Raw genomic sequence first — 14,875 nt, 5'->3', positions numbered from 1 at the left:
TAAACAATTCAACTTTCATAATTATCCTACATCAACGTCAGACAAATTCGTAAGTCTTAATTTTGTTTCTATAAAAATGAGACTATTATGGAATTAGGAATCGGGATGTTCGGAGATGTTTCTTTCGACACCAAAACCGGAAAATATAGAGACGCAAGCGTAAAACTAAACGAAATTCTGGATCAGGTAAAACTGATGGATGAAGTTGGTTTGGACGTTTTCGCAATGGGTGAGCACCATAGAGAAGATTATGCTGTATCTTCACCCGAAATCTTGTTGGCTTCCGCCGCAAGCATTACAAAAAACATCAAATTGGCAAGTGGCGTCACTGTTCTAAGTTCATCCGAACCTGTGAAAGTGTATCAAAACTTTTCTACCATCGATTTGATTTCGAAAGGCAGAGCAGAAATCTTCGTGGGAAGAGGAAGCTTCATCGAGTCTTTCCCGTTGTTTGGTTATGATTTGTCAGATTACAACCAGCTTTTCGAAGAGAAACTGGATTTATTATTGAAAATCAACAACGAAGAAAATGTAAGCTGGAGCGGAATCTTAAGAAGGCCAATGGAAAACCAAACCGTCTATCCAAGAGCTTACAACGAAGGTAAATTGCCCATCTGGATTGCAGTGGGCGGAACTCCGGAATCTGTTTTGAGAGCAGCAAAATTGGGATTACCATTGATTGTCGCTATCATTGGAGGAATGCCGAGACAGTTCAAAAACCTCATCGATTTTTACAAACAAGAATATCTGAGAGCCGGACACGATGAAAGCAAGATGCAGATTGCCATCCATTCTCACACCTTTGTAAGTGATGATCAAAAAGATATTGACCAATATTTCTTCAACTACAAATCTCAGATGGACAGAATCGGGAAAAGCCGTGGCTGGGCACCATACACCAAAGAGCAGTATGAAGGCGGAAGAAGCGAAGATGGCGCACTTTTCATCGGAAGTGCCAATCAGGTTTCTGATAAAATAGCTGAAATGAAGGAATTGTTTGGTTTAACAAGATTCATCGGACATATGGATGTGGGCGATCCTGCACACGATGTGATGATGAAATCTATCGAATTGTTCGGGGAGAAAGTGGCTCCAGAAGTAAGATAAGAACAATCAATATTTTACAGAGTTTGAAACTCTGAAGGGGTTTTTTTATTGTTTTTAAATGAAATTTTTGACCTTTGGTAAATCCGATTGATAGAGCGTTTGCTGAGATCATGAAAAAAAGTCCTGATGTTTCGTAAAAAGGTCTCGATGTTTTAAACAAAACGTCCGCATCTTTTCAAAGAAAGATACGGACGTTTATAAATAATATTAAATTATTCTTTAAAGTTTCTGCTTAGGAATGCCCCGCGCCATCATCCGTTTTCGGTGGCGTTTCGGTTTTTTTAACTTCTTTTACTTCCACAATTTGCTTTTCATCTTTACCTTTCAGATAAGAAGGTAAATCAAGTCCAGCCATATTGAACAAATCATTGAGAGGTGGAACGGTTTTCATCATTCCGGAAACGAAATTAGCCGTTGAGGTATTGCCGTCCTGATTGTTTCCGCTGTCCCAGACGGTTACTTTATCAATCTTAATATTCTTCACCGCCTCCACTTGAGTTTTCACCAATTCTGGAAGTTTTTCTATTAATAATAATTGGAAGGCGCTGTTGGTATCGCCACCTGCCGCTTTCACAATTTGGTCATAACCTTCCGCTTGTTTGGTCAGGATTTCATAAAGACCTTTTGCTTCGGCTTCCATTTTGGCAAAGATGGCGTCGGCTTCTCCTTTTGCTTGCAATCTGATTTTTTCCGCTTCTGCTTGAGCATCTATGATGGCTTTTTGCTTAGCAATTTCTGCCGGAACTACGATGTTTGCCTGTTGCGTGGAACGTTCTCTTTCTGCTCTGGCAGTTTCCGCTTTTTGCTCGGCAAGGTAAGACTCTTCCAAAGCTTTAGCCGCCTGAACTTTCTCAGCTGCAGTTGCAATTCTCAAAGCTTCTGCTTCTTTCTCTCTTCTTTCTGCATCGGAATTAGCGATGGTAATTTTGGCCTCATTCTCACCTTTTACAGCTAGTGAATTGGCTTCGGACGTTGCAATTCTGGATTCTTTTTCAGCTTCTGCTTTTCCAATTGCTTCATCTTTTCCTGCGGATGCAATGCTAACCTCACGATCCTTATTGGTAATCGCAATTTTCACATCGCGATCTCTTTGTGTTTCTGCAATCTGTGTGTCTTTTTCTCTGTCTGCAACAGCTTTTCCTGTTTCCCCGATTTTGGTTTGCTCTGCCACAGAAATGATGGCTTCGTTAATCGCTTTTGCCGCAGCTTCTTTACCCAAAGCTTCGATATAACCAGACTCATCGCGAATATCGGTTACGTTGACGTTGATTAATTTCAGACCAATTTTCTTCAATTCTGTATCAACATTTTTGGAAATATTGTCCAAGAACTTATCTCTGTCTGTGTTGATTTCTTCAATCGTCATCGTTGCGATTACCAAACGAAGCTGACCAAACAAAATATCCTTAGAAAGTTCCTGAATCTGCTCTTGCGAAAGACCCAAAAGACGTTCTGCTGCATTTCCCATCGTGTCTGGCTCTGTAGAAATCGCAATGGTAAATCTACAAGGCACATCCACACGAATGTTTTGACGGGAAAGTGCGTTGGTCAAATTGGCTTCGATCGAAATTGGTTTCAAATCCAAGTAAGCGAAATCCTGAATCACCGGCCAAACAAAGGCTCCACCACCGTGAATACATTTGGCAGAACTGCCTCCGGTTTTCCCATAGATTACCAAAATCTTGTCGGACGGACAACGTTTGTAGCGCGAGATCAGCGCCAAGAATGTTACAAATAATACGAATACTCCGACTAGAATCAGAATAAAACTTCCGTTAATCATTTCCATATAGTGTTATTAAATTTTTTCAACAATAAGTATTTTTTCTTCCACACGAATAATTTTCACCATAGTTCCAGATGGAATTTCTTGGGCTTCTGTTACAGCCAATAATTCGTGGTTTGTGCCATTTAGCGAAACCTGTATTTTACCTTTCCCCGATTTTGCTTCGGGAATTCTGAGATAGACTTCGGCGGTTTTCCCAACCAATTTATCGATATTGAAAGTGTTGTCTTCCGTCAATTTCATGATTTGCTTGATGACAAGAAAGAAGACGACGACGAAAAGACTTCCAACTATTGCCGCCAAAATCACCAGGAACATTTGGTTTTGAAAACTGTGATAAAACGCCACACCTGTCCAGCCAAATCCCATTAAAAAATTAATCAAATTCCGAAAAGAAAACAATTGGAAAGGGCCGTGAACAGCATCCAAATCACCATCGAAATCCGCCCCCAGACCATCGGACAAGTCTGTTCCAATAATGGTAAAAATAAGTTGAATCAGAAAAATAAAACTGGCGATGATTGCCACCCACCAGAAGGATTGCTGCAAAGTGCTCATCCCAACGAAGAAATCCATCATAGTTTTTTGTTTTGCTTAAAAATACATAATTCTTATTAAAAACACAAAACTTTATTTATAAAAACTATAATTATTTCAATTTATATTGTTTTCCTCCGTACACAAATGATTCAGAATCTTCTGGATAGTAATTGATTTCGAAATCAGAAAGTCGTCGTGAAACCAAATAAGGATTGATAACAAAATCTATAATTTTCTCTTCATTCTTATTTTCCTTAAGCCAAAAAACAAGCTGATTTTTCTTTTTGACGCAGATGATTTTGTCTTTATAAAAATGATGCACAAGAACTTCTTCTTTCTCAAAATTATAATAATTAAAACCGATTCTCAATCCGAAAAATAACAGAAGACAAAAACTAAAACGCAACAAATATTTGAGATTGAAAATATCTTTGATAATGAATTTCAGAAAATAAATCATCAAAAACAAAGCACTTAATTCTAATAAACCTAAAGAAAGATTCTTATTCATCAACGTATCGAAGCTGGAAAGCCAATGAATGACTTTCAAAACATAAAGAATAAACACATCGAAAATTTGGAAAACTAAGAGATATTTCATTCCAAAAGCTATTGCAATTACCATTAATAAAGATGAAATAATAATGATTTCCGAAAGCGGAATGATGAGCAAGTTGGCAAAAATGGAGACAAATGAAAATTGATGGAAATAATAAATCGCCAATGGCAAAGTTGCAATCTGTGCAGAAAAAGTCATCGCCGTGATGCTATAAACAAAATCTTCCAACCAATATTTGGGTTTTCGAAATAGTTTTTTAATTGGCCCAGACAACCACCAAATTCCTACAACCGCCACATAGCTCAATTGAAATCCGACATCGAAAAACTGTTTGGAATCGAAAATCAAAAGCATGAAAGCGGACAATGCCAAAGAATGCAACAAATCTGATTTCCGTTGCAACAAAACCATCACGTAATAACACGTAATCATCAAACAACTCCGCATCACAGAGCTTCCATAATCTATAAAAACGGCAAAAATCCAAATCAAAACCAAACTCAAAATGATAGAAAGTTTTCGAAATTTGATCGGGATAATTTGATTAAAAACAAACAAAGTCATCCAGAAAATAATCACCATATGCGAACCGGAAATTGCCAAAAGATGCGTCAGTCCAGTTTGATTGAAATCTTGGACGGTTTCGGAATCCATTTCGGTTCTGTCCGACAAAATAATGCCCTTCAAAAACTCCTGAATCTTGGGAGAAAGTGGTGTTTGATTGATTTTGTTGAGAATCTGAAGACGTTTTTGTCTAATCTGGTCGTAAAATGAAACTTCAGTTTTTTCAGTTTTCAGAATGTCATTTGGTAAATAAGCTTGCAGAAAAACGTCTTGTCTTGCCAGATATTTTTCATAATCAAACTGAAAATCATTATTAATTTTTTCTGGCTGATGAATATAAACTTCTGCATTATAAAAATGATTGAAGTCTAATGGTTCTTGATGTTTTGGAATGCTGAGAACCGTTTTGATTGGCGAGAAATCTTTTATGTCGTTTGAAGGAATTGCTAAGATTTCAACAAAATATCTTCTGTTTTTCTCATTTGAATTCAGTTTTTTGCTGAGCTGAAAAACGATGTTTTCTTTCTCTTTTAAAGTTGGAATTTCTGGTTTATCAGAATTTTGAGAATGTAGAAAAATTCCAATTGAGAAAAAGAAAAAACCTAAAAAATAATATTTTGCCTTCTGGAAAAATGGAGATTTGATGAGGATTGAAATTAAAGAAATTCCCGAAAAAACCAATAAATAAAAAATAGTTAATTCGCTCAAAATCAAATACTCTTGAAACAGTATCCCAAGTATGAGACAGATTACTAAAATGAGCAAAGGTTGTTTGTTCATCTGTGATTTGTGTTTTTATAAATCTACAAATTAAATTTATAAAAAAGTTTAATTTCTGTGAAATTTCACACAAACCTAACAGCGAAATAAAATTTATTTCAAAATATCATCCACAATTTTCAAATGATGATTGCTGTGAAGCCACAAAAATCTAAGCGTCGTTTTCTTATCAAAATCACCTAAAAATGGATGTATGATAAAAGATTTTTCCGGAAGATCTTCCACAGCTTTCAATCTTTCCTTTGCCAGATTAATCAGTTTCAAAATACTTTCCTGAGTTGGAACTTCTAATGGAATGAATTGTTTTGGCGCTCGTATTTTCCCTCTCGGAATCATTCCAAAATTCAGGAAAATAAATTTTTTAAGACTAAATTTTGGATTGTAATCTTTCGGATTTGTCATTGTCAAACCTTTCAAACTGCTATTTAAAATAAGTAAAGAATGTTCCAAATGCCAACCAATAGAAGCTTTGGAAACCTTCTCATTTGTCACATCAATTTTGGATAAAAGTGATTCTATATTTTGAAGTTGTATTTCGATTTTATCCATTATTTAAGGTTTACAATGATTTCGGAAGCGTTATTGCTCGCGCCACTTCCTCCCAATTTTGAGCGTAGAATTTCGTAATCATTGAGAACTTGTTCACGTTTTTCTGTGTTGAGAATTTTATTAAGTTCTTCAACTAGATTTTTAGTATTCAACTCATTTTGAATCAATTCTGTTACGACTTCTTTGTCCATAATTAAGTTGACGAGCGAAATATATTTGATATTTTTAATCAATCGTTTTCCAATTTCGTAGGAAATTCTGCTTCCTCGGTAGCAAACGACTTCCGGAATATTGAGCAAGGCGGTTTCCAAAGTGGCAGTTCCAGAGGTTACCAAAGCACCTTTGGAACATCTCAACAAATCGTAAGTTTTGTTGGAAACGAAATGAACATCATCATCTACAAACTGCTCGTAAAAATCCTTCTCCAAGCTTGGCGCGCCAGCTATTACGAATTGATAATCAGTGAAATGACTTCTTACAGACAACATCAATTCCAGCATTTTTGTGACTTCTTGTTTTCGTGAACCTGGCAAAAGGGCGATAATTTCCTTTTCATTCAGATTATTACCTGACTTAAATTTTTGAATATCAACCGGTTGCAAACCTTCTATTGCATCAAGCAAAGGATGACCAACGAAGTGTGCATCGATGTCGTGTTTCTTGTAAAAATCTTTCTCGAATGGGAGAATGACAAGCATTTCGTCCACGTATTTCTTGATGGTTTCTACACGTCCTTCTTTCCAAGCCCAAAGTTGTGGAGAAATATAATAAACCACTTTGATTCCCAATTCTTTAGCAAACTTCGCAATCCGCAAATTGAATCCCGGATAATCTACCAAAATCAACATATCGGGTTGATATTCCTTGATGTCTTTTTTGCAAATTTTGATATTGTTAAGAATAGTCCCCAGATTTTGAACCACTTCCAGAAAACCCATAAACGCAAGGTCTCGGTAATGTTTGACCATAGTTCCACCTTGCTTTTGCATCAAATCGCCACCCCAAAAACGGAAGTCTGCATTTGGGTCTTTTAGTTTGATGGACTTCATTAGGTTGGAAGCGTGCAAATCGCCGGAAGCTTCGCCTGCAATAATGTAATATTTCAAGGGTTAGATTTTAGATTAATAGAGATTGGATGATAGATTTTTAAAATTAAGTTTTTTCTGTGAAATTCTTAACTTTGAACAAAAATAAATCATTTTGGTTTATTAGGATTAGGAAAGTGGAATTGTTGACAAAATTTGATTGGATGACAAAACCCATAGCCCCGATAGTAGCGACATCCTTTTTTTGCTTCGGGAAAAGCTTTGGCAAAAAAAGATATAGCGGATAGCGGGAAACAGCTCCTAAAAATTATTAAATTTAAAAAAATGTCAGAAGAATTTGAAATTAAAAATAAGGTTGCAAATAGCGGATTGGTAAATTTTGATATTACCGACTTGTATCCAAAAGGCAAAAGAATGGGGATTGACATTAAGGATTTTCTCTGGGAAGGAATGATTTTGAAAGAGAAAGACTTCCGTGAAAAGATTGCCAATATTGATGCTGAACTTTACAATGACGCTTATGTTTACATCTACTGTTCGGAAGATGTGATCATTCCGCTTTGGGCCTATTTCCTGATCACTTCCAAAATTACGGATGCTGCGAAAAAAGTGATTTTTGGAAACCGTGAGGATTTGGAAGTTTTGCTGATGCACAACGCGATTCAAACTTATGATTTCTCGGAACTAAGAGACAAACGTGTTCTGGTAAAGGGTTGTAGCGACGAATCGATTCCGAACAATGCTTACGTGGAATTGGTGGAACAACTGAAACCGCTGGTAAAATCCTTGATGTTTGGGGAAGCATGCAGCAATGTTCCGATTTTCAAAAATTAGAAAATATATGTCCAAAAAAACTATAACTTTTTTAATTTCTGCAGTTTTTTTTCTGATTTATTACGCTGGAAGTTTTTCCAAAATATCCTTTGGTGACTGTATTGGTTTTGTGGTAGATGCTGAAAAACGTGAGTTTATTACGAATTTTACACCGCTTGTCCATTTTCTTTACATCAATACAGGTATATTTTTTACCTCTGTTCTAAACATGGACAGCATTTTTGTAATGCGAATGCTTTCTATTGTCCCAGCTGCTCTTACGGTTGGATTGGTCTATGTTTTAATCAAAGAGTTTTTGGAAGAAAATTGGATTGCAATTGCCTCTACGATTGTCTTTGGTTTTAGTTTTTCTTTTTGGCGAAGTGCCGAGACTGTAGAAGTTTATACATTAAATGCTTTTTGGGTTGTTCTTTTTTTACTCTTTGCTGTCAAAGCATTGAAGCATCAGTCAAAAAAATACATTGTGACCGCTGGCATTGTTCTGGGATTAAGTTTGTGGGTTCACATTCAGAATATTATGCTCATTCCAGCTTACTTTCTACTGCTTTATTATTCAAAATCTGAAAGACAAAAAGTTTTAACTTCATTCATTTTCTTTATTTCAATTTTCGGTGTGATGTTCGTTGTAAATCAGCTTAATGGTATCGAATTTAAATACGTCTTTACTTCCAAAAAAGGACCGTGGGTTCAAAACACTTTTGACCAAACTTTTCTTGACCTTGTAAAGAATGTGGTAAAAGCAATAGCCTTTTTGATTTACAATTTCAATATCTTTATTGTATTCTGTTTCAGTGGCATTTTTTATTTATATAAAAATTTCAAAAAGGAGTTTCTTTTCCTATTTGTTGCTGCATTGTTTACATTGGGTTTTGCAACAATCTATGCGGTTTCTGACAATTATGTTTACTTCATTCCATTCTATCTGATTTTCACAATTTTTATAGCGTCTGGAATCAAAAAATTAAGTGAAAAATTGGCTCTGAAAAAATTCCAGTTGTTACCCATAATGATACCTCTATTTTATGTTTTTAGTTTTTATATCGCCTTAATAATTCCTCAAGGAAAAGAGTTTCACACGAAAAAATTATATAAAGGAGGACTGAATTATTATATGTTGCCTTGGCTTACGGATAATATTGGCTGTTTAGAATTTACATTGAACGATGGAAAAACAGAAGATAATGTAGAAGCTCTGAAAGAAACATCTCAGGAATTTATAAAATTGAGAAAAAGATATCAGTCTCTTGAAGAAATCCGAGAACTTTAAAAAAATAAATTTTATTCATGAAAAATATCTGTAATAATTTTTATCTTTGACTTTCAACTAAAAACATAAATAAATTATGAGTCTATTAGACCTAATCACAGGTAGCACAGGCAACCAAGTTGCAACACAAGCCGAAAACAAATTCGGAATCAGCAAAAATCAAATCATTGCATTGCTAGTTGTAGCAGCGCCATTGGTAATCAGTTATTTGAAAAAGAAATCAGAAAACGCTGACGAAGCAGAAAAACTGAATGCAACTCTAGACAAACACCACGACGGAAGCATTCTAAACAATCCAGCTCAAGCACTTGAAAGAGAATCAGAAGGAAACTCTATTCTCGACCATATTTTCGGAGGAAACAAAGCAAACGTAGAAAATCAATTGTCTCAAAACACAGGAATTTCTATGGACAAAATCGGACCAGTTTTGGCAATGCTTGCCCCAGTAATTATGGGTTACATCGGTCAACAAAAACAAGCCAGCAACGTCACTTCTGGCGGTGGATTAGGAGATTTACTTGGCGGAATTTTGGGAAGTTCTTCTCAACAAGCGCAAGCTTCTAACGATCCTTTGAGCAACATCTTAGGAAGCGTACTTGGTAGCGCAACGCAATCTTCTGGAGGTGGATTGGGCGACATTCTAGGAAGCGTTCTTGGCGGTGGAAACCAACAGCAACAATCTCAGCAAGGCGGTCTTGGTGGATTATTAGGAAGCATTTTCGGAAAATAATTTCCATTTAAAAATACGAAAGCCGACTCAATATTTGAGCCGGCTTTTTTTTATTCCTCTACAGATTTTTTCACCTTTTCAGCCTTCGGTTTTGCGACTTTTGGCTTTGCTTCCGCTTTAGGTTTTTCAATTTTTTCTGTAACGGTCACAGATTTCGAAGCTTTTCTGGGTCTTGTCTTGCCGTAGCTACCACTAATTCTTTTTCCTCTGGTAGATTTTTTATCACCTTTTCCCATAATAAATAAGTATTTGATTTCCACTAAATTACAAAAACTTTCCGAAACTACCAACAATTTGGGCGTGTCCCTTGCCAAAGCTTTTCCCACCGCTCGGGCCGGGCTATCCGTTACTATCTTTTTTCCATCCGCTAATTCCATCCGCCAAAAAAGGATATCCACTACTATCCCTCACGCGCTTCGCCAGGATTGAAGATTTCTCAATCAAAAAAAGCTTTCCATATCAATCAAATTAATTCCCATCAAAACATTATCTTTGCACTCGAAAATTCAAAGTTCTAAGTTCAACAATTCAAAGTTGATATCGTTGAACCTTAAACCTTGAATCTCTAAACTTTAAACTAAATTTTTATGTTCCGTACACACACAAACGGCGAACTGACGCTGAAAAATCTGAATGAAAAAGTAACACTTTCCGGCTGGGTGCAAACCATCCGCGACAAAGGTTTTATGATTTGGATCGATTTGCGAGACCGTTACGGCATCACACAATTGGTTTTGGACGAGGACAGAACTTCCAAAGAAATTTTGGAAAGCGCTAAGAAATTAGGCCGTGAGTTTGTCATCAAAGTTGAAGGAACTGTTATCGAAAGAACTTCCAAAAACCCAAAGATTGCAACAGGCGACGTAGAAATCTTAATTGAAAACCTAATCATCCTAAATGAATCTCAACTTCCACCATTCACTATCGAAGACGAAACCGACGGCGGCGAGGAATTGAGAATGAAATACAGATATTTGGACATCAGAAGAAATCCTGTGAAAGACAAATTGATTTTCCGTCACAAAATGGCGCAGAAAGTCAGAAATTATCTTTCCGAAGAAGGTTTCATCGAGGTTGAAACGCCTGTTTTAATCAAATCAACTCCGGAAGGTGCGAGAGATTTCGTGGTTCCGAGCAGAATGAATCCAGGACAGTTTTATGCTTTGCCACAATCGCCTCAAACTTTCAAACAATTGTTGATGGTGGGTGGAATGGACAGATATTTCCAAATCGTTAAATGTTTCCGTGATGAGGATTTGAGAGCCGACAGACAGCCGGAATTTACGCAAATCGATTGCGAAATGGCGTTTGTAGAACAAGAAGACATTATGAATGTTTTCGAAGGAATGACAAAAGTTCTTTTGAAAGACATCACAGGAAATGAATTCGGAGATTTCCCAAGAATGACCTTCGCCGATGCGATGCAAAAATACGGAAACGACAAACCGGACATTCGTTTCGGAATGGAATTTCACGAACTGAATGACTTAACAAAAGGAAAAGATTTTAAAATATTCGATGATGCAGAATTGGTTGTCGGAATTAATGTTGAAGGCATTGCAGATTACACCAGAAAACAAATCGACGAATTGGTAGATTGGGTAAAACGCCCTCAAATCGGCGCAACAGGCTTGGTTTGGATTAAATTCCAGAATGATGGCGTTATAACTTCGTCTGTCAATAAATTCTATTCTGAAGAAGACTTAAAGAAAATCACTGAAGAATTCGGCGCAAAAGCTGGTGACTTGATTTTCGTAATGTCCGGAAATGCAGACAAAGTGAGAACGCAACTTTCCGCTTTGAGAATGGAACTCGGAAACCGTCTTGGCTTGAGAAAAGGAAACGAATTCGCACCGCTTTGGGTGGTAGATTTCCCGTTGCTGGAATTTGACGAAGAAAGCGGACGTTACCACGCAATGCACCACCCTTTCACGTCTCCGAAGACCGAAGATTTCCACCTTTTGGAAACTGACCCTGGTAAAGCAAGAGCCAACGCTTACGATTTGGTTTTGAACGGAAACGAAATTGGTGGCGGTTCTATCAGAATTTTTGATAAAGATTTGCAGTCAAGAATGTTTGACCTTTTAGGATTCTCGAAAGAAGAAGCAGAAGCACAGTTCGGATTCTTAATGAACGCCTTCAAATATGGCGCTCCGCCTCACGGAGGTTTGGCTTTCGGATTTGACAGATTGGTTGCCATTTTGGATGGAAACGAAGTAATCAGAGATTACATCGCCTTCCCGAAAAACAATTCTGGGCGAGATGTGATGATTGATGCGCCGGCTTCGATTGCTGATGAACAGCTCAATGAACTGGAACTTAAATTGGATTTAAAATCATAAATTAGAAGCGAGAATTATTTCTCGCTTTTTTTATTTTAAGAAATCACATTCCCAACAATCTGTAAAGTTCTTCTTTTTTATTCACAGAAACAGAAATAGATTTTCCGTTCAGCAATTCCACCATATTGCCGTGGATACTTCTCACAAAGTCGAGATTCAAGATAAAAGAACGCTGAACTCTAAAGAATTTTTTGTTTAGCAAACTCTCTTCCATCGAAGTGAGTGTCATTTGAGTCGAATAGATTTCCGATGTCGTCATCACATTCAAATAATCGCCTTGAGCTTCGATGTATAAAATCTCTGACAACAAGATTTTGATAATTTTCCCTTCAGATTTTATAAAAATTTTGTCATTTTCATTTTGTGAGTTAGTAGAATTTCTCTTTAAATCGATATGATTTTTAGCTTTTTGCACCGCTTTTAGAAACCTATCAAAACGAACCGGTTTTACCAAATAATCAGTTGCGCCTGTATCAAAACCATCTAAAGCGAACTCCCGATAAGCTGTAATAAAAATAAAAACTGGCGGATTATCTAATGTCCGCAAGAAATCCAAACCATTAATTTTTGGCATTTCAATATCGCTGAAAACAAGGTCTACCGGATTTTCTTCCAGAAAAGATAAAGCTGTCACAGGGTTTTCAAAAATGCTGAGAATGTTGAGATAAGAAACTTCTTTGGCAAAAGATTCTACGAGGTCTCTTCCAAGTGGTTCGTCATCGATAATGATGCAATTTATTTTTTCCATTATTTGATTAAATTGATGGTTAACTTCACTTTAAAAATATTCTGCGAGCTAAGAATTTCTAAATCAAAATTGTTCGGATAGATGAGCTGGAGTCGTTTTTTCACATTTTCAATTCCGATTCCACCGTGACTATTTTCGTTTTTAATTGCTTCAAAATCATTCTCTATTAAAAAAATAAAATTCCCGCTTTCAATTTTTATTTTAAGATTCAAAAAAGCTGACTCTTTTGATTTTAAACCATACTTAAAAGCATTTTCTATGAACGTGAAGGTCAATAGTGGCGCAATTTTTAAACCTTTACAATCTGTTTCAGCAGGAAATTCACAATGAATTTTTTTATCTACAGAATAACGCATTTTTTCGAGCTCGAAATAGTTTTTGACAAATGCTATTTCTTTCCATAATTCTAGTTTTTCGCTGTTCGATTCGTACAAAGTATAACTCATCGTGTCGGAAAGATTGAGAATCACTTCGGGAACCGTGTTGTCTTTTTTAAGGCTTAAACTGTATAAATTATTCAAAGTATTAAATAGAAAATGAGGATTAAGCTGGGATTTCAAAAAATCTTTTTCAATATTGATGTTTTGGATTTCGAGCAGATTTTTTTGATTTTGAATCTTAATGGTTCGGCTGTAAAGTTTAGAAATTTCAAACAAAATTTTAACAAAAAAGAACGGTGATAAAAGCGAAATGAAGATAATCGCTTGAGAAATTATTCTACTGAAAGAAATTGCTTCCCAAAAAGTTTGGTTTGCACTTGCCGTAATCGCACCTTTCAATTCTCCTTCTAAAATTTCAAATCCTAAATAGTGATAAGTAATAGAAAAGAAATAAGTTGATAGCAACCAAAAAATTATAAGAACAGGCAAACTAATTATTAAATAAAATATTGCTAATCCGAATGATAATTTTAAAACTTTTGGCAGAAGCAGATAGAAGAAAATATAGAAAACAATCATATTGACAACGCACATCCGCAGTGTCAGGATGAAACTATTGAAATACGTGAGTTGATACGCTAATCTGTAACTTAAAAATAATAAAAAAGCAAAACTCAGCCACATTAAAGAATGGAACATCACTCTTTTTTGTTGGGTGTAAAATTTTTCAAAATCAAATTCACCAATGCGTTGGGTAAAATAATTTGACGATATTTTTTGCATAATTTTTAATTGAAAAACAGCTCCAAAGATAGTTTTTTGAAGCTGTTTGATTGGTGGTTTCTACAAAATTCTTATGATGGCGTTTATCGTATTAATCATATTATGTCCGAGAATTGGAAAAATAAGATTCCCTGAAAGTTTACGCAAAATCCCGACACTGAGGGAAGAAATGATTGTTAAATAAAGAATGGTGATGATGTCAAACTTGAATTCATAATTTTCCGTAAGCATCACGCCGTGAGCTTCCGCAAAAAGTATCGTGATAATGACAAATCCCCAACCGAATTTGATGCCTTTAAAATTCCATTTCGGTGCGAAAGCCTTGTCCAAGAGCCAAAATAAAATCCCTCTGAAAACCAATTCTTCCGTCAAACCAGGCATTGTCATTTGAAAAGCAAAAGTTTCTAAATCGAAGTCACCGCCTTTCGGAAACAAAATTAGTTTGAAGATAAAATCGAAAGTCAAAAACCCCAGAAAAATTAAAATTCCAGATTTTAACTGACTTTTTGAATTTGTTTTTGTTGTAAAGCCAATTTCTTCCCTATCTTTTTTTGAAACAGAAAAAATAACAATCAAAGCAAAACATAAACTCAAAATTTTACCAATCCAAGCGAATTTCAATCCACTCCAAATCAAAATAAAGTTTCGACAAATGCTGGATGTAAGAATCTGTTAGAAAATAGAGAACGAACAATCCTAAATATTTTAGATTGACCTTTTCTGACCTGAAAACGGCTAAAACAATGAATGGAACGACAATGAGAATCCAAATAAGTGGTGTAAATAGTGACATATATTTTAATTTTTTGTCAAAATTATCGTACGTTGCTACGCTTTGAAAACTTTACCGATAGAAACAC

General features: G+C 35.9%; 15 protein-coding genes. 5 read left to right on the top strand and 10 right to left on the bottom strand.

What is annotated here, in order from left to right:
* The first annotated feature begins 87 nt into the window (after window positions 1–87).
* Window positions 88–1,107, top strand: coding sequence for an LLM class flavin-dependent oxidoreductase (locus tag B0I22_RS12175; protein ID WP_133945262.1), 1,020 nt, complete (start codon window positions 88–90; stop codon window positions 1,105–1,107).
* Window positions 1,108–1,339: 232 nt separating this feature from the next.
* Here B0I22_RS12175 and B0I22_RS12170 read toward each other — a convergent pair whose 3' ends face one another.
* The 5 genes from B0I22_RS12170 to lpxB form a co-directional block, all read right to left on the bottom strand.
* On the bottom strand, window positions 1,340–2,890 hold the full coding sequence (locus B0I22_RS12170; RefSeq protein WP_425459602.1) for a flotillin family protein: 1,551 nt from the start codon (window positions 2,888–2,890) through the stop codon (window positions 1,340–1,342).
* A gap of 15 nt (window positions 2,891–2,905) precedes the next feature.
* Window positions 2,906–3,472: an NfeD family protein gene (locus tag B0I22_RS12165; RefSeq protein ID WP_133945258.1), complete on the bottom strand. Its 567-nt coding sequence runs from the start codon at window positions 3,470–3,472 to the stop codon at window positions 2,906–2,908.
* A 70-nt stretch (window positions 3,473–3,542) separates the two neighbouring features.
* On the bottom strand, window positions 3,543–5,264 hold the full coding sequence (locus tag B0I22_RS12160) for a ComEC/Rec2 family competence protein (RefSeq protein ID WP_166668234.1): 1,722 nt from the start codon (window positions 5,262–5,264) through the stop codon (window positions 3,543–3,545).
* 165 nt (window positions 5,265–5,429) lie between these two features.
* Complete coding sequence (locus B0I22_RS12155; RefSeq protein WP_133945254.1) at window positions 5,430–5,885, bottom strand: DUF1569 domain-containing protein; 456 nt, start codon at window positions 5,883–5,885, stop codon at window positions 5,430–5,432.
* Entirely contained in the window at window positions 5,885–6,991 is a 1,107-nt protein-coding gene (gene lpxB, locus B0I22_RS12150) for a lipid-A-disaccharide synthase (RefSeq protein WP_133945252.1), read from the bottom strand. Before lpxB ends, B0I22_RS12155 begins: the two co-directional genes overlap by 1 nt.
* A gap of 264 nt (window positions 6,992–7,255) precedes the next feature.
* Between lpxB and B0I22_RS12145 the strand changes: the two genes are divergently transcribed.
* The 3 genes from B0I22_RS12145 to B0I22_RS12135 all read left to right on the top strand — a co-directional run bounded on the left by B0I22_RS12145 (window position 7,256) and on the right by B0I22_RS12135 (window position 9,762).
* On the top strand, window positions 7,256–7,765 hold the full coding sequence (locus B0I22_RS12145) for a DUF2480 family protein (protein ID WP_133945250.1): 510 nt from the start codon (window positions 7,256–7,258) through the stop codon (window positions 7,763–7,765).
* Between the two features lie 7 nt (window positions 7,766–7,772).
* Window positions 7,773–9,032 (top strand): protein O-mannosyl-transferase family, encoded by a 1,260-nt coding sequence (locus B0I22_RS12140; RefSeq protein WP_166668233.1) that lies wholly within the window; start codon window positions 7,773–7,775, stop codon window positions 9,030–9,032.
* Window positions 9,033–9,108: 76 nt separating this feature from the next.
* Complete coding sequence (locus B0I22_RS12135) at window positions 9,109–9,762, top strand: DUF937 domain-containing protein (RefSeq protein WP_133945246.1); 654 nt, start codon at window positions 9,109–9,111, stop codon at window positions 9,760–9,762.
* Between the two features lie 50 nt (window positions 9,763–9,812).
* Here B0I22_RS12135 and B0I22_RS16445 read toward each other — a convergent pair whose 3' ends face one another.
* Window positions 9,813–10,139, bottom strand: a complete 327-nt coding sequence (locus B0I22_RS16445) for a 30S ribosomal protein THX (RefSeq protein ID WP_342772858.1) — start codon at window positions 10,137–10,139, stop codon at window positions 9,813–9,815.
* A 210-nt stretch (window positions 10,140–10,349) separates the two neighbouring features.
* Here B0I22_RS16445 and aspS point away from each other — a divergent pair, with 210 nt between their 5' ends.
* Window positions 10,350–12,104, top strand: a complete 1,755-nt coding sequence (gene aspS, locus B0I22_RS12125; RefSeq protein WP_133945245.1) for an aspartate--tRNA ligase — start codon at window positions 10,350–10,352, stop codon at window positions 12,102–12,104.
* Window positions 12,105–12,147: 43 nt separating this feature from the next.
* On the opposite strand, the gene B0I22_RS12120 is transcribed toward aspS, so the two are convergent.
* The 4 genes from B0I22_RS12120 to B0I22_RS16355 all read right to left on the bottom strand — a co-directional run bounded on the left by B0I22_RS12120 (window position 12,148) and on the right by B0I22_RS16355 (window position 14,808).
* Window positions 12,148–12,852: a LytR/AlgR family response regulator transcription factor gene (locus B0I22_RS12120; protein ID WP_133945243.1), complete on the bottom strand. Its 705-nt coding sequence runs from the start codon at window positions 12,850–12,852 to the stop codon at window positions 12,148–12,150.
* A complete protein-coding gene (locus tag B0I22_RS12115; protein ID WP_246022230.1) occupies window positions 12,852–13,931 on the bottom strand; it encodes a sensor histidine kinase in 1,080 nt (359 codons plus the stop codon). The genes B0I22_RS12120 and B0I22_RS12115 overlap by 1 nt, the downstream gene beginning before the upstream one ends.
* Window positions 13,932–14,075: 144 nt before the next feature.
* The gene (locus B0I22_RS16360) at window positions 14,076–14,480 is read right to left on the bottom strand and encodes a CPBP family glutamic-type intramembrane protease (protein WP_246022229.1); all 405 of its coding nucleotides are present in this window, start codon (window positions 14,478–14,480) and stop codon (window positions 14,076–14,078) included.
* Window positions 14,481–14,613: 133 nt separating this feature from the next.
* Entirely contained in the window at window positions 14,614–14,808 is a 195-nt protein-coding gene (locus B0I22_RS16355) for a hypothetical protein (protein WP_246022228.1), read from the bottom strand.
* Between the last annotated feature and the right edge of the window lie 67 nt (window positions 14,809–14,875).

This window comes from Epilithonimonas xixisoli, from assembly GCF_004365655.1.
In the GTDB taxonomy this organism is placed as follows: Bacteria; Bacteroidota; Bacteroidia; order Flavobacteriales; family Weeksellaceae; genus Epilithonimonas; species Epilithonimonas xixisoli.
Note: the sequence above shows the minus strand (reverse complement) of the source record. Positions and strands in the feature narration are given on the sequence as shown.